The organism is Paenibacillus spongiae, assembly GCF_024734895.1.
Classification (GTDB): domain Bacteria; phylum Bacillota; class Bacilli; order Paenibacillales; family Paenibacillaceae; genus Paenibacillus_Z; species Paenibacillus_Z spongiae.
The window spans coordinates 7,559,067-7,578,645 of the sequence record NZ_CP091430.1 but is presented as its reverse complement, the minus strand read 5'-3'; the positions used below and the strand labels follow the sequence as shown (position 1 = coordinate 7,578,645).

General features: G+C 49.6%; 21 protein-coding genes. 15 read left to right on the top strand and 6 right to left on the bottom strand.

Annotation, left to right across the window (positions count from 1 at the left end):
- The first annotated feature begins 4 nt into the window (after positions 1-4).
- Together yycI and L1F29_RS33975 are read left to right on the top strand one after the other, a co-directional pair.
- Complete coding sequence (yycI, locus tag L1F29_RS33980; protein ID WP_258386368.1) at positions 5-766, top strand: two-component system regulatory protein YycI; 762 nt, start codon at positions 5-7, stop codon at positions 764-766.
- 154 nt (positions 767-920) lie between these two features.
- Positions 921-1,727, top strand: a complete 807-nt coding sequence (locus L1F29_RS33975) for an MBL fold metallo-hydrolase (RefSeq protein WP_258389901.1) — start codon at positions 921-923, stop codon at positions 1,725-1,727.
- Here the strand turns inward: L1F29_RS33975 and L1F29_RS33970 are convergent.
- Complete coding sequence (locus tag L1F29_RS33970; protein WP_258386367.1) at positions 1,696-1,917, bottom strand: hypothetical protein; 222 nt, start codon at positions 1,915-1,917, stop codon at positions 1,696-1,698. The two genes, L1F29_RS33975 and L1F29_RS33970, sit on opposite strands and share 32 nt — an antisense overlap.
- 182 nt (positions 1,918-2,099) lie before the next feature.
- On the opposite strand from L1F29_RS33970, the gene L1F29_RS33965 reads away from it, so the two are divergent.
- Positions 2,100-3,476, top strand: a complete 1,377-nt coding sequence (locus L1F29_RS33965) for a S1C family serine protease (protein ID WP_258386366.1) — start codon at positions 2,100-2,102, stop codon at positions 3,474-3,476.
- Positions 3,477-3,569: 93 nt separating this feature from the next.
- Positions 3,570-3,737, top strand: coding sequence for a CxxH/CxxC protein (locus L1F29_RS33960; RefSeq protein ID WP_258386365.1), 168 nt, complete (start codon positions 3,570-3,572; stop codon positions 3,735-3,737).
- A 278-nt stretch (positions 3,738-4,015) separates the two neighbouring features.
- Here the strand turns inward: L1F29_RS33960 and L1F29_RS33955 are convergent, their stop codons facing one another.
- Positions 4,016-4,171, bottom strand: coding sequence for a DUF1540 domain-containing protein (locus tag L1F29_RS33955; RefSeq protein WP_258386364.1), 156 nt, complete (start codon positions 4,169-4,171; stop codon positions 4,016-4,018).
- 211 nt (positions 4,172-4,382) lie between these two features.
- Between L1F29_RS33955 and L1F29_RS33950 the strand changes: the two genes are divergently transcribed.
- Both L1F29_RS33950 and rlmH read left to right on the top strand, forming a co-directional pair.
- A complete protein-coding gene (locus L1F29_RS33950; protein WP_258386363.1) occupies positions 4,383-6,050 on the top strand; it encodes a M20/M25/M40 family metallo-hydrolase in 1,668 nt (555 codons plus the stop codon).
- A gap of 152 nt (positions 6,051-6,202) precedes the next feature.
- Positions 6,203-6,682: a 23S rRNA (pseudouridine(1915)-N(3))-methyltransferase RlmH gene (rlmH, locus tag L1F29_RS33945; RefSeq protein WP_258386362.1), complete on the top strand. Its 480-nt coding sequence runs from the start codon at positions 6,203-6,205 to the stop codon at positions 6,680-6,682.
- 164 nt (positions 6,683-6,846) lie between these two features.
- On the opposite strand, the gene L1F29_RS33940 is transcribed toward rlmH, so the two are convergent.
- Positions 6,847-7,308, bottom strand: coding sequence for an Lrp/AsnC family transcriptional regulator (locus L1F29_RS33940; RefSeq protein WP_258386361.1), 462 nt, complete (start codon positions 7,306-7,308; stop codon positions 6,847-6,849).
- A 172-nt stretch (positions 7,309-7,480) separates the two neighbouring features.
- On the opposite strand from L1F29_RS33940, the gene L1F29_RS33935 reads away from it, so the two are divergent.
- Complete coding sequence (locus L1F29_RS33935; RefSeq protein ID WP_258386360.1) at positions 7,481-8,629, top strand: serine hydrolase domain-containing protein; 1,149 nt, start codon at positions 7,481-7,483, stop codon at positions 8,627-8,629.
- A gap of 67 nt (positions 8,630-8,696) precedes the next feature.
- Positions 8,697-9,923, top strand: coding sequence for an MFS transporter (locus tag L1F29_RS33930; protein WP_258386359.1), 1,227 nt, complete (start codon positions 8,697-8,699; stop codon positions 9,921-9,923).
- Between the two features lie 182 nt (positions 9,924-10,105).
- Here L1F29_RS33930 and L1F29_RS33925 read toward each other — a convergent pair whose 3' ends face one another.
- Positions 10,106-12,295, bottom strand: coding sequence for a M56 family metallopeptidase (locus tag L1F29_RS33925; protein ID WP_258386358.1), 2,190 nt, complete (start codon positions 12,293-12,295; stop codon positions 10,106-10,108).
- Positions 12,292-12,669 (bottom strand): BlaI/MecI/CopY family transcriptional regulator, encoded by a 378-nt coding sequence (locus L1F29_RS33920; protein WP_258386357.1) that lies wholly within the window; start codon positions 12,667-12,669, stop codon positions 12,292-12,294. Before L1F29_RS33920 ends, L1F29_RS33925 begins: the two co-directional genes overlap by 4 nt.
- A 518-nt stretch (positions 12,670-13,187) precedes the next feature.
- Here L1F29_RS33920 and L1F29_RS33915 point away from each other — a divergent pair.
- A complete protein-coding gene (locus L1F29_RS33915; protein ID WP_258386356.1) occupies positions 13,188-14,402 on the top strand; it encodes a pectin acetylesterase-family hydrolase in 1,215 nt (404 codons plus the stop codon).
- Here the strand turns inward: L1F29_RS33915 and L1F29_RS33910 are convergent.
- Positions 14,388-15,353 (bottom strand): helix-turn-helix transcriptional regulator, encoded by a 966-nt coding sequence (locus L1F29_RS33910; protein WP_258386355.1) that lies wholly within the window; start codon positions 15,351-15,353, stop codon positions 14,388-14,390. The genes L1F29_RS33915 and L1F29_RS33910 overlap by 15 nt on opposite strands.
- Before the next feature lie 106 nt (positions 15,354-15,459).
- On the opposite strand from L1F29_RS33910, the gene L1F29_RS33905 reads away from it, so the two are divergent.
- The 6 genes from L1F29_RS33905 to L1F29_RS33880 all read left to right on the top strand — a co-directional run bounded on the left by L1F29_RS33905 (position 15,460) and on the right by L1F29_RS33880 (position 19,536).
- Positions 15,460-15,939, top strand: coding sequence for a GyrI-like domain-containing protein (locus L1F29_RS33905; RefSeq protein WP_258386354.1), 480 nt, complete (start codon positions 15,460-15,462; stop codon positions 15,937-15,939).
- Between the two features lie 23 nt (positions 15,940-15,962).
- A complete protein-coding gene (locus L1F29_RS33900) occupies positions 15,963-16,385 on the top strand; it encodes a DoxX family protein (RefSeq protein ID WP_258386353.1) in 423 nt (140 codons plus the stop codon).
- Between the two features lie 206 nt (positions 16,386-16,591).
- Positions 16,592-17,071, top strand: a complete 480-nt coding sequence (locus L1F29_RS33895) for a GyrI-like domain-containing protein (RefSeq protein WP_258386352.1) — start codon at positions 16,592-16,594, stop codon at positions 17,069-17,071.
- Between the two features lie 21 nt (positions 17,072-17,092).
- Positions 17,093-17,560 carry a DUF8821 family protein gene (locus tag L1F29_RS33890; protein ID WP_258386351.1) on the top strand — a complete coding sequence of 156 codons (468 nt, stop codon included), beginning with the start codon at positions 17,093-17,095 and terminating at the stop codon, positions 17,558-17,560.
- Between the two features lie 287 nt (positions 17,561-17,847).
- A complete protein-coding gene (locus tag L1F29_RS33885; protein ID WP_258386350.1) occupies positions 17,848-18,531 on the top strand; it encodes a response regulator transcription factor in 684 nt (227 codons plus the stop codon).
- The gene (locus L1F29_RS33880; RefSeq protein WP_258386349.1) at positions 18,532-19,536 is read left to right on the top strand and encodes a sensor histidine kinase; all 1,005 of its coding nucleotides are present in this window, start codon (positions 18,532-18,534) and stop codon (positions 19,534-19,536) included.
- Positions 19,537-19,579 lie beyond the last annotated feature (43 nt).

Below are 19,579 nucleotides of genomic sequence, written 5' to 3'. Positions count from 1 at the left end.
GCTGATGGAATGGGGACGGGCGAAAAACGTACTTATTTTCGCGTTTCTGGTCCTGAATATCGTGCTTGGCTATCAGCTGTGGTCGAATATTCAGGAAGGGCCCAGCACCAGCGGAGACGTGAACGATCTGTCGCCGGGCACGCTTGCGGTTATGCGGGAGAAGGGCATCAAGCTAACCGCCAGAAGCATACCGACCGAAACGCCGAAACTGAGCGAGCTAACGTATCGCGTGACGGAGAAGCTCGGCGAAGGGAAGCGGCAGATGCTGGAGACGCCGGTCGACGGCAAAATCGTCTTCAACGAGAAAGAGCTGCTAAACGAGCTTGGCCCGGTGATTCCCGAGCTGAAGGAATACCGGTACGATCCGGAGCTGAATGAAGACGAAGCCTTCGTCCTGCACCGGATCATCGAAGACCGGCCGATGTTCGATGTCAGGCTGAAGCTGTACTACAGCAATCAGAAGATCGTAGCCTACAGCCAGGACCGGGTCGAGCTGATCACGGGCGACGAGGCTGCGGAGCAAACGGTGCTGCCCGCGACGAAGGCATTGGAGAGCTTGATCTACAACCATTTCAAGCCGGGCGCCGTCATAAAGGATATAAAGCTGGGCTACCACGGACTGGATTTCAACTCCGATACGCAGTTCTCCGCTCCATCGTGGCGGGTGCTGCTGGAGGACGGGCAAGTCTATTACGTTCATGCGATCAGTGCAGAGGTGTTCACCGAGAAGGAAGAAGCGCCGCTAAACGGCGCAAAGACCGAGTAGAATGGTAGCGGAATGTTGAGCAGGATGCGGAAAGACTTTCTATCGGGGAATGGAGGGGGCGGCTTGTAATCAAAGGCTGTAAAGCTCCGTACCCCGGAGGCTTCCGCGTATGGGCGAACAATGGGAGCTGGGGAAAAGGCAGGTTGGACACATCATGGGAATACGATTTACGGTACTTGCCAGCGGATCGACGGGGAACGCGACGATCGTGCAGGGCGACGAAGCAACGGTGCTTGTAGATGCCGGTTTAAGTGTAAAGAAAATAGAGGAGCTTATGCGCGAGCGCGGCGTAGCCGGCCATCACGTGGATGCGATTCTCGTTACGCATGAGCATTCCGATCATATAAAGGGGCTGGGCGCGTTCGCTCGCAAGTTCGATCTGCCGATCTATGCGAATGAAGCGACCTGGGGCGCAATGGAACGACACGTCGGCCAGATCAATCCGGAGCAGCGGGTCATTCTGGAAACGGGCGAGACGGTGAACTTTGGCGGCATACGTACGACATCGTACGCGATCTCGCATGATGCGGCCGAGCCGGTCGGGTACGTGTTCGACGACGATGATGTGAAGCTCAGTCTGGCGACAGACCTCGGTTATGTAAGCGACAAGGTGCGGATGATGATTGAGGATTCGGATGTGCTGGTGCTGGAATCGAATCACGATGTCGACATGCTTCGCATGGGCCGTTATCCATGGAACATCAAGCGCCGCATCCTGAGCGATATCGGGCACTTGTCGAACGAAGCGGCCGGAGAAGCGCTATGCCAGCTAATGACGGACCGGACGAAACGGGTCTATTTGGCCCACCTCAGCCTGGATCATAATTTGATGGACTTGGCGAAGCTGACGGTGAATAGTGTATTAGAGAGTAACGGTTTCTTCTTCAAGAAGGACGAGTTCCCGCTGCGGGATACATATCATGACCGGCCTACGCCATGGGATGAAGTGAAGAAACGATAAGGGAATCGAGCTCCTGATCGAGGGCTAGCGCCTTGAGCTCCAGCTCTTCCCGGGTGAGGAGGCCTTTCTCGATCAGCAGCTCGGTCATGGCGCTGACGGTAAGCAGAATACGGTAGTGGTCATCCTTCAAATCTGCGATTTTGCCGGCTAGAACGACTTGTTCCATCGCGGTAGAGTGGTTTCTTGTCATATTGGGAATCTCCTTCGAATTGGATTGTGACAGAAGTGGCCTTGTCGGTATAAAATTAATTTACGGATGCGTTGGTTTTGCGCATGGACTCTATTATTATTGTAGACGATTCTTCCGATATCATTCCTAGATTTGAGAAAAAAGGATCTTGATGTCCGGGACATCGAGAGGAGCGATTATAGATGAGCTTATTCGATGACGAGTTTTACTCCACACGGGTAAAGCGCCGCCCCCGCTTGGCGAAGAGCGACGGCAAGACGTTCTCGGCGGTACCTCTGCGCAGCAAGAGCTGGTCCAAGGTACGAATCGCCGTACTATCCTCCGTAGCCAGCTCCGTGGCTGTGGTGCTTGTGTTCGGCTTGTTCGTCGGGTTCGATCGCGGCGGCGGCCTGCCGGGAGGATCGGTTGCGGCTGTATCCCCCGTACAGACCAACACGGATCCATACGAGCGGACGATTCAGGCGGCCGATAAGGTGCGTCCTGCAGTCGTAAGTATTATTAACGAGCAGCAGCTTCCGACTATCAATGGCGGGAGCGGTCTGGATGAAGGAGAAGAGACGGAGCTTGCCCAAGCTGCCGTAGGCTCCGGGGTCATCTTCGAGAAAGTGAAGGGCAAAGCCCATATTATTACGAATGCCCATGTCGTGGCGGGGGCCGAAGCGGTTAAGGCGGTTCTCAGCAATGGCGATGTGCTTGAAGCCGAGCTTGTCGGGGTGGACGAGATTACGGATCTCGCCGTTCTCGAGATCGATGGAAGCGGCATTAAGACGGTTGCGGAAATCGGCGATTCCAATGAGCTGCGCGCCGGGCAGTGGGTCATGGCTATCGGCAATCCGCTAGGTCTTAGCGATTCGCTGTCCATGGGGATCGTAAGCAAGACGCACCGGATCATTCCGGTATCGCTCAGCCAGGACGGCGTGTACGATTGGGAGCAGGAGGTCATTCAAGTGGATGCCTCCATTAACCAAGGCAACAGCGGCGGGCCTTTGATCGATCTGAACGGCAAGGTCGTCGGCATTAACAGCATGAAGGTTGCCGATTTCGGGGTAGAAGGAGTCGGGTTCGCGATTCCGTCCCATTCTGCCATGCCGATCGTGCAAAGCTTGCTTGAGTATGGTAAAGTGAAACGTCCGTATCTCGGCGTGTACACGATGGATCTCCAGGCTTATATGGCCCAGCAGTCGATTGGGGCTGGCAGCGACCTGCCGGAAGATCCGGAGATGCTCCCTGAGGATGGAGAGAAGGCGCCGGATCAGGAAGCGGGCTCCAGTGAAGAAGATAGCCAGGAAGAATTGCCGCAGTCCGATCTGAAGCTCCCCAAGGGCGTTGAAGACGGGGTGATCGTCCTCGAGGCGGTGGGACCGTCCGCTGAAGCGGGTCTGGAATTCAATGACATCATAGTGAAGCTGGATAAACAGTCGATTTCGAGCACGATGGAGCTTCGCAAATATTTGTACGGCAAGAAGTCCATCGGAGACGATATTCAGGTCACCTACTACCGCGGGGGCGAGAAGCATACGGTAACGTTCACCCTTGAGGAAAAGATGGGCGAAGAATAAAGCTGGAAGAATACAGCGGGTTCGGACGGCTAAGAGCTGCCGGTTTGGACCATGCTAGATCGTAACCGACAGAAGAAGAGGGATACTTGAAGCATGTATTGTGTGTGCAAAGAACATATTGAGCTTGCCATCGATAAGTTTGTCGATGATTACGAGGACGCGCCGGACATTGTCGATCTGGCGACGGCAACCTTCACGGACTGGGAAGCGCCTGCGACTTGCGATATGTGCGACAGCATCGCGGCGTATTTGATCGTGTAGAGCGTTGGTTGTAGCGAGGATGGCGAAGTTCTCACAACGGGAAAAAGTATTACCTTCGGTGGCGGGGGTAATACTTTTTTTTCTTTTCCAGGCGGATAGCGCTCGTTGGGTATTGGCTGGCGTTTGTGCAGAAGGAATAAAAAATCCGATTATTCGATGATAATAATTATCATTCTTGGTTAATATAAGTGTAGAAACGGAGGAACGGCATGTGGCGTCAGCAGTGGGCGCAGCACGTGCCGATAGAAAAAGGACAGCCGGCTGGCTGCCCCTAAGCGTTAAACCTTCGGTTCGAATGTCTTGCAGTCGGTTTCCTCCGAGTTGCTCGCCTTCTTCCCGCGATGGCTGACAACATAGATGGAGGAAGCATTGCAGTTATTGCCTGCAGCCCAATACTTGCAGGAGTTCACTTCACAGAGTACATCTTTGGCCATGGATATCACCTCCTTGGCAATAGGATGGGCGAAGTGTGTACCTTTTTATACCTCGGCAAGCCTGCTTTGAATCCCGATTCGGGAGGAGAAGCGGGTTTGTTGGCGTGCGCGTAAAGGGGGAAATGGTGGGTGAGAGTGGTGGTAAAAGCGGGCGGTATCGCTTATGATGATAGGACAGCATTTTCCAAAACTAGCGAACAGGAGGGGTACTATGAACTCCCATTATCCGATATCCTCTTATACATCCAGGCCTGCTGCCGGCTCCGCTGCCGCCAGATGGCTGAAGCGAATAAGCATCCTTGTTCTTCTATTCGGCGCCATGCTCATCGGCCTGCTGCAAATCCGGGCTCCGCAGCCCGCCGGTCCCGATGCTCCGCCCGACGCGTTCTCTGCCGACCGCGCCATGGAGAAGCTCAGCGTCATTGCGAAGGAACCGCATCCCGTTGACTCGCCTGCGCATGACCAGGTGCGGGATTATTTACTCGCGGAGCTCGAGGCTCTGGGCTTGAAGCCGGAGGTGCAGCAGGCGCAAGGCGAATCGGTTTGGGAACCAGGGAAAACCTTAACGCTCGAGAACATTGTGGCGCGCATTCCGGGCACGGATAACAGCAAGGCGCTGATGATCGCGGCCCATTACGATTCCGTTCCGGAGGGCCCGGGCGCGGCCGATGACGGCGCGGCAATCGCGGCGATGCTGGAGACGGCACGCGCGCTTCAAGTGTCCGGTCCGCTTAAGAACGATGTCCTCCTGGTCATGACGGACGGTGAAGAGATGGGCCTGTTGGGCGCTAAAGCGTTCATGAAGGAGCATCCTTGGGCCAAAGATGTCGGGCTGGTGTTAAATTTTGAAGCACGGGGGAATAAAGGGCCGTCCTTCATGTTCGAGACGAGCGAGCAGAACGGATGGCTGATCGAGGAGTTTATGAAGGCGGCGCCGCAGCCGGTGGCTTATTCGCTAGTCTATAACGTCTATAAACTGATGCCGAACGACACCGACTTGACGGAGTTCCGGGCGGGCGGGTTGCCTGGCCTCAATTTTGCCTTCGGGATGGGCTTGAATGCCTACCACAAGGAGATTGATACGCCGAACAATCTCGATCGTTCCAGCCTGCAGCATCATGGTGAATACATGCTGAGCTTGACGAGGCATTTCGGTCAACTGGATTTGACCGATGTGAAGCAGGGGGACCGGGTCTATTTCAACGTATTCGGCTGGAAGATGGTGAGCTATCCGGAATCGTGGGCACTCGGGTTCATGCTGCTGGGCTTGCTGCTGTTCGCCGTTACGGTATGGCACGGCTGGTATCAGCGGCGGCTCAGCCTGAAGGGGCTGATTGGCGGATTCTTCGTCGCGTTGCTAAGCCTAGCGGTGGTGTTCGGGGTTGTCACCCTGATCTGGAGCATCCTGCAGGCGAACGTGTCGCATCCTTACTATGTATCGATTATGAAGGATCTCAGCGTCGGGACGTACTATTTAATCGGTTTGCTGCTGGTTATGGTGCTCGTCGCGTTCCTGCTGATCCGGACGTTCTCGCGTTATGTGCGGACGGAAAACCTGTGGATCGGGACGCTGCTGCTGTGGGTGTTCCTCAGCGCGGCGACGACGTTCTATCTTCCGGGCGGAAGCTATCTGTTCACGTGGCCGCTTCTGTTCAGCCTAATCGGGCTCAATCTCTCCTATATGATGCGGGAAGGGGCATGGGCTTGGCCGTCCGCGCTGTTCGCGATGCCGGGCATCCTGCTGTTCACGCCGATTCTATATCTTGTGTTCGTGATGATGACGCTGGATATGGCAGGGCCGCTGATCACGGTCGCCGCGCTGGCGTGCACGCTGATTTACCCGCTGTTCTGCCGGATGCCGAGGCGGGGCATGATGTGAGGATGAATGAGCGGTTAGATGAAGGGAACCGAATGCAGTGATGTCTAGCCGCTCGCAGGGAACGATTGTAGCAGGAAGGCCATGTATAGGAATAGTGACCGTGGTTCGGTCGTGATAATAGAAGAAATGAGTGCACCAGGAGGAACTTACAGATGCAAATTCAGGTCGTGTGCGTAGGGAAGTTGAAGGAGAAATATTGGTCGGACGGTGTGGCGGAATACGCCAAACGGCTGGGCGCGTATGCGCGGCTGGAGATCCGCGAACTGCCGGACGAGAAGACGCCGGACTCGATGAGCCCGGCGGAGGAGGAACAGGTTCGCACGCGCGAAGGAGAGCGGATCTTGTCGGTGCTGAAGCCGGACGCCCATGTCGTGGCGCTGACGATTGAGGGCGAGATGTGGACGAGCGAGCAGCTCGCCGCTCACCTGGACAAGCAAGCCGTCTACGGCGGCGGGTCCGTCGCCTTCGTCATCGGCGGCTCGCTCGGCCTGTCCCCCGCCGTGCTCGCCCGCGCTGACAAGAAGCTCAGCTTTGGCCGCATGACCTATCCGCATCAGCTCATGCGCGTGCTGCTGCTGGAGCAGATTTATCGGGCGTATCGGATTAATCGGAGGGAGCCGTACCATAAGTAACGGCGAAAAATTACGCTTCAGCTGCCTACTGGGCGCGGAATGCTGCCCGAGAGGACTATCTTGTTTCCCCTGTTTGCAACCGATAAGCTTATAAGGCCCACGCTAAATCATATTGCCAGGAATTCGGATTGACACCGGATTCCTTTTTGTTGTGCGGAGCCGCATTAATCTAACTCGGCAAGTACGCTTACCTCTTCCAGCGAAGGGATAAGAAACTTAGTCCCGATTGGCGATGACATTACGATGAGGATCGTGTAGGTCCCGTATTTATCGCATTGATTTCCGAACTCTTCGAGAGATCGTGTGGACTCAGTCATTACTTTCAATAAATAGTTGTGTTCTCCGCTTATACGATGGCATTCGATGACATCGGGAGATGAGCGGCAAAAATCAAGGAATGCATGACACTCCCTTGTACGAAACAGAATGTAGGCCGCTGCGCGTTTTCCGATTTTTTCAGGGGAAATCATGGTGCGGTACTCCTCAATGGTTCCTTTTTCCTCCATGCGCCTTACTCTCTCCGTTACTGCGGGTTGCGATAACCCGACACACTTGCCTAATTCCGTCATTGAAATTCTTGCCTGGCTTTGAAGATAGTATAGAATTTGCTTATCAATATGGTCCATCGAAATCGGCTCCTTTAATTTTAAGGATTTCCACATCAACTAACTGTTTTTTCTTTGTTTTAGGGTAGATATAACTTGAATGCTTTATGTAAATCACTGAACTTAATAATTATAATAAACTCACAATAGTAAAGTAATCAAGACTTTAACTATTGAGAAAGGATGATGATAGTTGAGTAAGAATTTGGATACAAGCATAGATGAAGTCATCGAGCGTACTCTTGCCGATAATCGGCTGGTTGGCGCTGTTGTTAAGGTGGCGGTAGACGGAGCACTGGTTTATAACGGTGCTGCCGGTTTTGCCGACCGTGAGAGGAACAATCCGATGCAAGAAAATGCTTTGTTCAGGCTTGCTTCCGTATCGAAACCGATCGTTTCAACGGCTGCCTTGGTACTCGTATCGCAAGGACGGCTCCAACTAGACGACCGCGTTGATCGATGGCTTCCATACTTTCAGCCGCGTTTGCAAAATGGCGAAATCGCGGAGCTCACGATTCGGCATTTAATGACGCACACGGCGGGGCTGACTTACCGTTTCTTTCAGGAAGAGAATGGTCCCTATCACCGTGCAGGGGTGTCGGATGGGATGGACCAGGCCGGTATCACATTGGAAGAGAACCTGCGCCGTATTGCCTCCGTTCCGCTCCTTTACACGCCAGGCACTCAGTGGAAGTATTCGATCGCGACAGATGTGCTGGGCGCCGTTATCGCCATGGTTACTGAAATGCCGCTTCAAGAAGCCGTTCATTCCTTGGTGCTGAAACCGCTTGGCATGAATGACACAGGGTTTACTGCCGTTGACCCGGAGCGGCTGACCACATCATATGCCGATGATGTTCCTGTGCCGCGGCCTATGTATGATACCGATAGCCTGGCATTCTTGGAAGGCACGGCGGGCTTCCGGCTTGCCCCTAGCCGGGCGCTTGACGAATCGGCTTATCCTTCCGGCGGAGCCGGCATGGTTGGAAGCGCCCGTGACTTTGTACGGCTGCTGGAAACATTGCGCAAGGGAGGAACGCCGCTGCTGCCTGAGCGGCTGGTTCGCGAAATGACGGCAAACCAGATCGGCGATCTGCCGATGGCTTATTGGCCGGGCAGAGGCTTCGGTCTTGGATTTACGCTGCTTAAGGATCCTGTCGCAGCAGGCACGCCGGAATCGCCGGGCACCTGGCGGATGGGCGGGACCTACGGCCATTCGTGGTTCGTTGATCCTGAGCGGAAGCTCAGCGTTGTGGCATTTACCAATACCGCGCTGGAAGGCATGTCGGGCCAGTTTACCGTCGATCTCTGCAAAGCCGTTTACGACGGAATCAAGCAATAAAGAATCGTTTAAGAGCCTAGTACGGTATGATCCGGACCAGGCTCTTTTATACAAGGGAGTGAAGAGGTTGGTTCAATTCAGTTCTGTTAAACGGACCATTAACCCTATATTTTTCATTGCACTGGGTTTATTCGGCGTATACACAATTGAATTCGGCGTTGTCGGGATACTGCCGGCAATAATTGAACGCTACAGCATCAGTACATCTCAGGCCGGGATGCTCGTTGGCGCGTTTGCGATTGTCATCGCATTGTTTGGTCCCTTTATGGTATTACTGCTTTCCAAACTTAACCGCAAAAATGTGCTGATGACATGTCTGTTCATTTTTGCCGGGAGCAGTTTCTTGTCAGCTTTCGCTCCGAATTTTTATGTTTTGCTGGCGCTTCGTATGATTCCGGCTTTGTTCCATCCCGTCTATTTTTCTTTGGCTTTTGTCACGGCTATTTCACTGTATGCCAAGGAAAAAGCGACGCAAGCTTCCGCCAAAGCATTTGTCGGGACCAGTATGGGCATGGTACTTGGAATTCCGATAACAACCTATATCCAGCATCAATTCTCATTCGAGGCCGCTTTTCTATTCTGTACCCTTGTCAACATCGCTGCTGGTATCGGGATCGCAATTATGCTTCCGAAAACGCCGAAAGCGGAGAAAGTAACTTATGGGAAGCAGCTCGGTATATTGCGTAAAATCCCCCTTTGGATCAATATTGGCGCTGCAACTTTTATATTTGCGGCAATGTTTTCGGTCTATAGTTATTCTGCCGAATATTTGGAACAAGTGATGGGTATGAACGGAGAGACCGTCAGTGTCATGCTTGTCATATTTGGTGTCGGGGGGGTGGCCGGCAACTTGCTCGCGGGGAGGCTGATTGGAATCAATATGGCAAGAACGGCTGTGTTCCAACCGATCGCATTAGCGCTCTCTTACTTTTTGCTTTACTTAAGAGAATCGTCGTCAATAGTACCAATTATTTTGATCATGGTCTTGTGGGGAGCGGTTCATACCAGCGGACTCATTATAACGCAGATATGGTTAACATCCGAGGCTCCCGAAGCGCCTGAATTTGCTACTGGACTGTATATTTCTTTCATCAATCTTGGCGTGTTCATCGGTTCGGCAGCAGGCGGGATGTTTATTAATTTTTTAGGCGTGAAAGGGACCATATGGAGCGGCTTGCTGTTCATTGTGTTAGCCCTTGCTTGTATTATAATAAAAATTTTTCTCTTTAACTCAAAAGGTATAAAGGAAAAAAGGGTATCCAAACGAGAACGGCGGGAGGAGGCTTTATTGTAAAGCTCAAGGTTGCACCATTGCAGGTGCCCTGAAATTTCGCCTTGGATATGATAAGCTGAGCCGTACCACAAGTAATGGCGAACTATACTGCGAAAGATTACAAGGAAGCCCCTCCCGAAAAATGATCGAGAGGGACTTGCTTATTCAGGCTATTTCCGAAAGCAACCCCTTTTCCCCTCGGATCATTGCACGGGAACCGAAATTATAGCTTTCAGGTTGTCTTCCTGGTACTTGTCCATGCCAGAGAAAACGGCAGTATAATAAATATCGTCCTGCTTCCACAAGTAATAAGGCAATTTTACGTCTTTGCTGGGTGCGAAGTAAACATGGTTCTTGTCTTCATAAGCCGAAATTTCGACGCCATTAATCTTCAGCAATCGAGTGAGCGAGAGCTTGGACGTGTCGAAAAGCGGCTCCTTGCTCTGATAAAGCGAGAAATTATCGCTTACATCATAGATTGAGGAATCGTGCGGTGCGCCATAGTCTGTCCATAGAGCGTCCGTCGCTTGTCTGAACGAATACCCGGTATTCTGATCGCCAGCCCTGAGCAATCTCGAACCGCTCAGCTTAAGCCCGGGCAATTCCAACGGGATTTTCACCTTAAAGCCGAGAATGTTCTTCGCTGCAAGCAAATCCTTTTCATCATAAAGAGGAAATGAATTTCCATCACCGTCGTAGCGGACATGCTGAACTTGCTGCGGGAAAACAAAGGATTGCACCATTTTTGTGAGCTCTTTTTGCGACATATGCTCGCTATAATAATCGATTGCATACCAAACACTGTCATCCTGCCAGTAGAAGCTTTTGCCCGTTTCTGGCCTTTGCTTATAGCGTCTCTTATCCGTGAATAAAGTGCCTTTGACATTGCCGATCGTAACAGCTTCCTGTCGGTATTCAGGAGTCTCGTTTGCACTTTGGGGAGCCCCCCGCAATTGATTGTGCTCCAACAAATTGCCATTGCCCTTGGAAGCTTTCACTTCTATGATTTGTTCATTTTGTTTGCCAAAGTTAGATACAAAAGTAATGGATGCTACATCAATTAGATCGGCATCGTTGCTGCTGGTGAAATTTCTATAATATAATACATTCTCCAACTGATAACCTTCAGGAAGATAATCAGGTATTTTAAAGCTATATTTCGGAAAATCGAGTGCCCGATCGAGACTATGAAACCATCTGAACGAATCGTTGTAAATAGGATATAGATCCAAACCAGGGTTTGCTGCTTGGGCAGCAGTATCCAACTCGGTACCCTTCCCGGCATCCGACGCATTGGTGAGCAAGATGGCACTCAAAACAATAACCAAGAGAATAGAAGCGGCGGATAGCTTGTACGAACCTTTCTTAAACGAGGTGATCATCATTATTCTCCGTTTCGCTTCATATTTGCTGTCCCCAAAATGCGATAGGTTGATCCGAGGAGAGGATTGTTGGGAAAATGAACGCGACAGCATAAGTAAGGTCATGCCATAGGACACAGCTTCACGCTCGCCCAGCGCTTCAAGAACACTCGCGTCGCAGGCCACCTCCTGGTCGGCTTTCATCTTTCTTACGGAAAGCCACACCAAAGGGTTGTACCAATGCATCCCTACGGAAAGAGCCCACAGGGAGTTAAACCATAAGTCCTTACGCTTGTAGTGAATCAGCTCATGCATCAGGATATGCGTCAGCTGATTTGAATCGGCGATCGTGCCGATATCTTCGGGCAAATAAATCCTCGGCTTCCATAAGCCATAAAGACAAGGGCTGCGAAGATGGCTTGTTTCATAGGCGTATATCCGTTTTTTAATGTTCAGCTTCTCTTTGCACGCCTCAAGAACGGTGAGTACTTCAGCGTCCTCGATCTTTAGGGAGTTTCCGACTCTTTTTCTGAAAATCAGCGCGCTAAACAGGTAATATCCACCCAAGCATAGAAGCCCTACAAGCCATACCAGCGAGCCAATCGATTGCCAAGTCAGTCCATCCGTGGCCCCTGGGAAATTGTCTTGAGAAGAACGTGTTATGACTGAAGATCCTGGTTCGTTCACCCGGTTCGGGGTGAACTCGGGAAGCTGTTTTTTTACATCAATATAATTGGATTGAATTTCCGTGCTGGAACCGGTCTCAGTAAAGGGATTGTGTTGCTTACTCTTCTGATCAGAATTCCATTCCATCGGGAACGTTTGCGGCAGCGCATTAAACAGGCTTATGGGACTCTCCGGAGCAATGGGAACCAGAAGCTTAATCAACACAAGAAACCACAATATATGAACAACTTTAGGTTTAAGGTGCTTTTGGATCAGCTTCCGAATCAAGAGTAGCAACAATAGGATTACCGTCGATGCCAGTGACGCAGTGAACAGAAGAGAAAAGACCGTTTCCAGATACTTCATAACTTCTTCTTGTTCTTCAAGATTTGTTGAAGCTCCTCAATATCTTTTTCCGAGAGTGTCTCTTCTTCGAGAAATTTCGCGCACAGCATCCCTACGGCTCCTTTATAAACTCTATTCAGGAATGAACGATTCTCGGCTTTTAAGTATTCATCATGCGAAACCAGCGAATAGTAGAGGTAGTTCCGGCCGGACTTTTCGAATCGAATCGCTTTCTTCTTGTGAAGCCTATTCAGGAAGGTTTTAATCGTCTGATCCGACCATTTCATTTTCTGGGTTAATTCGGTAATTACCTCGCTGGCGGACAAAGGCTCCTTTTGCCAGAGGAGCTTCATCACTTCGCTTTCGGCCTCGGTAATGTGTGGGGACTCGTGCATCGTTTCACCCTCCTTGATCTCGTTGTTTACACTTGTAAACGATATTTAAAGTTTACAAGTGTAAACGTAGCGTGTCAAGCGTAAATCGAGCTCCCCGAACGCAAGAAAGCGTCGCGCATAGTCACTGTTGCAGAAACGAAAGTGATATGGCTGTATTTCTTTTAAGTAAAACCTTGCAATTACAAACTTATTTTTCGCCGATAAACCCGTTAAGCTGAGCCGTATCATAAGTGACGGTGAAAAATAATGTTTACTGGTATAGAGTTTGTGAAATTTCCCTAAAAAAAGCAAATATCCAAAACAGTTAGTACTTTACGCTCTGATCTGGGGGATATATTATGGATGGAAGGAGGGCGGAGAGGAAGATAGCTGCTTTAGTTCCACGTTTTGGCTTATCGTCAGCCTGATATTATTGATTGAGATGACCGAGGACAGTGCGTTACAGACGGTAGTGAATACCGTCTGTTTTTATTTGAAAAACTTGTGGACTACTTTATGGTTGAAAGGACGGTCTTTGTGTGGCAAAAAAGAAAATAGTGAAAAGAATCAACAAGATTCTCCTGACTGCGATAGGCGGAATTACACTTGTTTTGGGTGGTTTGGCGGGTTATGTTTATTTCTTCATACTTGAAAAGCCTGCTGAACCGGATAAATGGGCTGCTGCGGAGCGCTATGTCTGGAATAAAATCAAGTTTGACCAGGATGCACAAGTCATTTCTGCCGACGGTTCGGAATACTACTTACTTGCCAATAAGGGAGCAGCTGCTGAAGATAAATTGATCATTTATTTTTCTGGGGGCGGTGTGGCCTGGGATGCGGCGACTGCCGCACAGCCGATCAGTCTGAGTAATGTAATGAAGAACGGTGAGATCAAATATTACTTTCCGAACATTCCATTCTTTAAAGTAAGCACGCTTGGCGGCCTGTTGAAAAATAATAACCCTGACAATCCGTTCAAGGATTGGAATATTGTATATATCCCTTATTCGACTGGTGATCTGCATATCGGGAATGCATCCAAGGAATACACGGACGCCAAAGGCAAACCGTTTACAATGCGTTACAACGGTCAAGCCAATACGCGCGCCGCATTGGAATGGATTGCAAACCATTTCGCTGCGCCGGAAAAGATCCTCATTGCGGGAGAAAGCGCCGGAGGATTCGGAGCTGCTTTCTGGGCGCCTGAGATTGCGAAACGCTACCCGGATGCCCGCATTTATCAATATTCGGACGGCTCCTACTTAAATGCCGACCGCTGGCCGGATATTATCGATAACGAATGGAAGGCCAACTTTGCAGCAACCTTTGGTTATGAAGTCCACGGCGATTTGATTTCGTCCGTATTCGCGGCGAACCGCAAGCTGCTCCCGGACAACGCGGTACTTTTGCAGTCCAATACGCTTTATGATGAGCTGCTGTTTGACTTTGAAAAGGATCTGAATGGTGACGATTCGGACGATGGCGAATATGTGCATCGCTGGTCGGCCCGCATGCTGCAATCTGCCGGAGAGCTAACTGAAGGTTTGCCAGGCTACTATTATTACATCACTGATTACGGTCTTAACGAGAAGACGGGCAGGACACCGCATACACTCTCCCCATTAAATCATTTTTACAAAGCCGAACAGGACGGGGTGAAGCTGATGAAGTGGCTGGACGATGCCGTGAATAAGGATGAATATTACTCCGTGGGGCGGCATTTTGTAGAGAAAGAGGGCTTACTTGTTCCCTAAAACATCCACTCTCTCCTGTAATCCTTCTGCAACTTCTTTCGGCACCTCCCTGACCTTGATGTCTCGACCCAAGAAAAGCAGCCAATTTGTTATTTCGGCCAACTCATCCGGATGATGAACATTGATGAAAGTCTTTAAAATAGCTGTCGTTTGAAAAGGATTCGTATATGAAATTGAAATTTTCAATGGATGGTATTTTTTGAACTGGGCAATCGCCTTCGGACCAAGTTCTAGGACAAGGTTGATGGCTTCTTCCTGCTTGCTTAGTTGTTCTCTAATCTTCTTCTTGCTTGTTCTTTTTTTCTCAGAGTATGGTTTAACATCGGTGAGATTGTCGACCGGAATAATCCGCCTCTTTTCCTCCTCTAGGTCAAAGCCTTCAATTTGCCATGAGCTTTTTTCACGATATAGGTGCATGAGGTAGATGGGATAAGACTTGATTTCCCTCCCTTCTTCGACGGAAACCACTAAGTAGCTGTCCGTAAGAAGGATTTGAATAAGCTGTTCTAACATAGGATGGGGCAGATCGGACAGATCAAGCAGGTCTGGATTGTGGGGGTTGGTTCCTTCGAACAGCAGGATTTGATTTAACAGAACAAGGTCATCTTGCTGGTTTTCCGAGAGGAGGCCGAGCAATTTTTCCGCTAAAGATTGGCGACTCTTGAGATAAGGGAGTTGTAGATTTCGTGTGGCCATGAAGGCGATGAAAAGGGCTTTAATCTCATTATCGGTAAAACGGACATTGGGCAGGATGGAGTTGTGCATCACAAAATAGCCCCCATCCCTCCCGACTTCGGCGACTAGTGGCATTCCCATCGCTTCAATTTCCCTGATATCTCTAATCGCCGTCGAACGGGAGATGTTAAACTCACGCATGATTTCCGAAACGGTAAAATGGGCGCGGTTGTTGATGTACCGCATGATGATGTTAATCCGTTCTACTTTTTTCATAGGGCCCTCTAAACAGTATCATATTTTGACATGATTTAGGGTTATTATAAACCCATCAAGTGAAAAAACAAATCACTCAATCAATTTTAAAAAAGGAGCTTGGATGATGGCAACGTATACCTTTGAGGAAAAAGACAGCTTTATCGTTCTTGGTATTGGAACGGAGCTGAAGAGCGATTACACGGATTATGCCGGCATGAACAAGGAGAAGGAAAACTTTTGGCGGGCAGTGGAGCAGGATGGAAGGCTTGACACGTTAAAGGCTATCGCTGCGAACGACTATATTTTTGCCGTGAACGAAGCGGTAAATCACAAGATGATGTATTATGCTGGCGTCATGACAGATTCATCGATACCGGAAGAACACAGAGTGATCCAATTCCCTAAGGGACAATACCTCGTCGTTAAAGGCGAAGGGAAGACGGCTGATGATCTGAGTAGTATGCTTACTGGCATTGCCTTTGGTCAAGTCTTGCCAGCAGCCGATAATTACGCCTATGTCGGCGGGCCCAATACAACGGTTGAGATGGGGCAGCGAGACGGCTTCGTATATGGGGAAATGTGGATTCCGGTTGTGAAGAAGTAAACGAAATCAAAGGAGGAATGGGGATGAGTACGATTGTCGGTAATGAAACAATCGCGAAGGTAGAATCCCGCCCTATTGGAAGGATGGCCGCTTATTGGACCGTCACCATAATTCTCGCATTCTCTATTACATTAAGCGGTATCGGGCAACTGATGCGATATGGGGGCAATGTCGATTTGGTGACCGATATTGGTTTCCCGTTATATGTCACGAACATTCTCGGAGCTTGGAAATTGCTTGGAATCATTGCAATCGTAATGCCAGGTTTCCCCCGGCTTAAGGAATGGGCTTATAGCGGTATCTTATTTCTAATGACGGGTGCGGCCTTATCTCATGCATTCGCTAATGATTACGGCGAATATGGATTCCATATTATTCTTCCGCTTTTCTATGCCGCGCTTGGCATCGCCTCCTGGGCGCTGCGTCCGAAAAGCCGCAGACTCTAATGGGGAGTGAAATTAACGCCAGCCCATTCATGACTCCAATAGACTTCTACTACCCAAAGCACCAATATTAGGTAGGGAACGCTGTGGGAGAGAACAATCGGTTGCCCTCTAAACAGTATCATATTTTGACATGATTTAAGGTTATTATAAACCCATCAAGTGAAAAAACAAATCACATGATCAATTTAAAAAAAGGAGCTTGGATGATGGCAACGTATACCTTTGAGGAAAAAGACAGCTTTATCGTTCTTGGTATTGGAACGGAGCTGAAGAGCGATTACACGGATTATGCCGGCATGAACAAGGAGAAGGAAAACTTTTGGCGGGCAGTGGAGCAGGATGGAAGGCTTGACACGTTAAAGGCGATCGCTGCGAACGACTATATTTTTGCCGTGAATGAAGCGGTAAATCACAAGATGATGTATTATGCTGGCGTCATGACAGATTCATCGGTACCGGAAGAACACAGAGTGATCCAATTCCCTAAGGGACAATATCTCGTCGTTAAAGGCGAAGGGAAGACGGCTGATGAGTTGAGTAATATGCTTACTGGCATTGCCTTTGGTCAAGTCTTGCCAGCTGCCGATAATTACGCCTATGTCGGCGGGCCCAATACCACGGTTGAGATGGGGCAGCGAGACGGCTTCGTATATGGGGAAATGTGGATTCCGGTTGTGAAGAAGTAAACGAGATCAGGAGGAATGAGGATGTCCCTTATCGTTGATTTTAAAAATGTGTCTACGGTTGGTCTGGAATCTTCACCAGTAACAGAAGCGCTTGCTGGTATGCGTGCGAATGAAGCCCGTTACTTCATGAACAAATACAAGCACGAATTTACGGTCGTACCGGCCAGCGAAAGCCAGGAGACGCTTGATTATGTGAAACGAGTTCTGAAAGAAGAACGTGGTATTGAGTTTGCGGCCCAACCTCTAGAAACATCGCGCTTTCAAGTCGAAAATATCAAATGGGCCTTCGTCTTTTATGAGGATGGCCTAGCGATCAACGTCATGTATACGGTCGATGATCCTAAGAAGCGGGCCGTTGGATTTAAGCTATCTGAGGGGATGGAAGTACCTAAGGAGTTGGAAGAGAAGAAGTTCAAATTTGCAAGACAGAAGTCCAAGCTCGCTGGGACAATTCGAGGTTCGTTCTTCGTCATTAAAGGAGAATATTGAAGCAATCAACATGCCTCCTAGAGATTACACCAAAATGTGTCCCAAACATATGTTATGTAGTGAGAAATAGGTACTCTGTATTAGATTAGAGTGCCTATTTTTTTGCTTTCTAATTAAGAAATACGATCACGGTTCTTTCGGTGTAAGGATAAACCGAACAAAGCTCGCCGCTCCGTCGCTCATCTGCGACGGAGCGGCATTTTTTTCGCCTATCGCTGAAAAAACTGTTATAATGTCGAAACTAAGAGGGAAAATGACATTATTTGAATCGTAAGGATGATCTGCGGATGAAAATTTTATTAGTCGAAGATGATAAAACGATCGCGTCCGGTTTGGAATATTCGCTGCAGCAGGATCGGTATGCAACCGTTCTTTGCCATGATGTCGCCTCGGCCAAAAGAGTGCTCGCCGAAGACATCGATCAATTCGATTTATGCTTGTTTGACTTATCGCTTCCGGACGGAAGCGGCTATGAATTGTGCAAAATGGTGAAAGAGCGGCGGGACATTCCGGTCATCTTCTTAACGGTCATCGACGATGAGGTCAATGTCGTGATGGGGCTCGATATGGGAGCCGACGATTATATTACAAAGCCTTTTCGCATTCGCGAGCTTCTCTCCCGGATCAAATCCGTCTTGCGGAGATACCAGAAGCCGTCCCAAACGAAAACAATCATAGACATCGACAATGTCCGAATCCATACGCTGGAAGGCAAAGTGCATAAGAACGGCGCCGAAATTCCGTTGACCGCATTGGAGTATCGCTTATTGCTGATCTTTGGCAACCACATTGGACAAGTTCTCACAAGAAATCAGCTCTTAGAGCAAATCTGGGACGTGGCCGGCGACTTCGTGAACGATAATACGTTAACGGTTTATATCAAAAGGCTGAGGGAAAAGCTGGAGGATGATCCGCAGCATCCGACATTGATCAAAACGGTACGCGGTTTAGGCTATAAGGTCGGTGATTAGATGCTGCGTAATCGGGAAATTCAACTGTTATTACTCATCATGGTTGCGATCAGCTTAACGTCGGTGATCGTGGCCGCTGCTCTTATTTCGCCTGCCGCCGCGGCGCTCGTCTTCATTCTATCCCTGCTGCTCATTGGCAGCAGTTTGTTATTCACCCGATGGAGATACCGCGAGCTCGACAAGCTGTCCGTCTATTTGCGGGAAATTAGCAACGGCAATGATTCCCTTGACGTTCGCGACAATCAAGAAGGCGAGCTTAGCATTTTGAAAAATAATATTTACAAAGTGACGCTCATGTTATCGGAGCATCGATCGCTTCTGCAGCGGGACAAAATGCAGCTGACGGATGCCATTTCCGATATTTCGCATCAGCTCAAAACGCCGCTCACCTCCATGACGGTGATGGCGGATTTATTAAGCGGCCCCGACCTCCCTCCGGCCAAACGAACGGAGTTCACCCATAATATTCGCATCCAGCTTGAACGCATCGATTGGCTGGTTTCTTCCTTATTAAAATTATCGAAAATCGACGCGAAGACCATCCCATTCAAACAAGATCGAATACCGGTGAAAAATCTTATCCAAAAGGCGTTAGAACCGGTTATGATTCCGATGGATATTAAGGGACAGTCGGTTTCCATCGAAGGCGACGACAACGTCTCGTTTGTCGGGGATTTCAATTGGACCGCCGAAGCGGTCATCAATATGTTGAAAAACGCCGTGGAGCACACGCCTGAAGGCGGAGCGATCGCCATAACCTTTTCCGAAAACGCGTTATTTACGGAAATTGTCATTGCCGACAACGGAAAAGGCATTCCGAGAGAAGATTTGCCTTATATTTTTAAACGTTTCTACAAAGGAAAGAGCGCCGGCGAAGGGAGCATCGGCATTGGTCTCGCGATGGTTCACAGCATTGTTGCCAGTCAGAACGGAGTGATCGATGTGGTGAGCGACAGCGAGAAGGGTACGCAGTTTCGGATTAAATTTTATAAGCAAGTGATTTAGCGGCACGCCGTAAGTGACTAAATTGTCACCGTCATCGTCACTT

Bases quoted from the DNA above. Each gene is read 5' to 3' on its own strand.
- L1F29_RS33905 (WP_258386354.1), top strand. From the start codon at position 15,460: ATGGCAACGTATACCTTTGAGGAAAAAGACAGCTTTATCGTTCTTGGT.
- L1F29_RS33975 (WP_258389901.1), top strand. From the start codon at position 921: ATGGGAATACGATTTACGGTACTTGCCAGCGGATCGACGGGGAACGCG.
- L1F29_RS33970 (WP_258386367.1), bottom strand. From the start codon at position 1,917: ATGACAAGAAACCACTCTACCGCGATGGAACAAGTCGTTCTAGCCGGC.
- L1F29_RS33895 (WP_258386352.1), top strand. From the start codon at position 16,592: ATGGCAACGTATACCTTTGAGGAAAAAGACAGCTTTATCGTTCTTGGT.
- L1F29_RS33890 (WP_258386351.1), top strand. From the start codon at position 17,093: ATGTCCCTTATCGTTGATTTTAAAAATGTGTCTACGGTTGGTCTGGAA.
- L1F29_RS33960 (WP_258386365.1), top strand. From the start codon at position 3,570: ATGTATTGTGTGTGCAAAGAACATATTGAGCTTGCCATCGATAAGTTT.
- L1F29_RS33920 (WP_258386357.1), bottom strand. From the start codon at position 12,669: ATGCACGAGTCCCCACACATTACCGAGGCCGAAAGCGAAGTGATGAAG.
- L1F29_RS33885 (WP_258386350.1), top strand. From the start codon at position 17,848: ATGAAAATTTTATTAGTCGAAGATGATAAAACGATCGCGTCCGGTTTG.
- L1F29_RS33950 (WP_258386363.1), top strand. From the start codon at position 4,383: ATGAACTCCCATTATCCGATATCCTCTTATACATCCAGGCCTGCTGCC.
- yycI (WP_258386368.1), top strand. From the start codon at position 5: ATGGAATGGGGACGGGCGAAAAACGTACTTATTTTCGCGTTTCTGGTC.
- L1F29_RS33955 (WP_258386364.1), bottom strand. From the start codon at position 4,171: ATGGCCAAAGATGTACTCTGTGAAGTGAACTCCTGCAAGTATTGGGCT.
- L1F29_RS33925 (WP_258386358.1), bottom strand. From the start codon at position 12,295: ATGAAGTATCTGGAAACGGTCTTTTCTCTTCTGTTCACTGCGTCACTG.
- L1F29_RS33900 (WP_258386353.1), top strand. From the start codon at position 15,963: ATGAGTACGATTGTCGGTAATGAAACAATCGCGAAGGTAGAATCCCGC.
- L1F29_RS33880 (WP_258386349.1), top strand. From the start codon at position 18,532: ATGCTGCGTAATCGGGAAATTCAACTGTTATTACTCATCATGGTTGCG.
- L1F29_RS33910 (WP_258386355.1), bottom strand. From the start codon at position 15,353: ATGAAAAAAGTAGAACGGATTAACATCATCATGCGGTACATCAACAAC.
- L1F29_RS33940 (WP_258386361.1), bottom strand. From the start codon at position 7,308: ATGGACCATATTGATAAGCAAATTCTATACTATCTTCAAAGCCAGGCA.
- L1F29_RS33965 (WP_258386366.1), top strand. From the start codon at position 2,100: ATGAGCTTATTCGATGACGAGTTTTACTCCACACGGGTAAAGCGCCGC.
- rlmH (WP_258386362.1), top strand. From the start codon at position 6,203: ATGCAAATTCAGGTCGTGTGCGTAGGGAAGTTGAAGGAGAAATATTGG.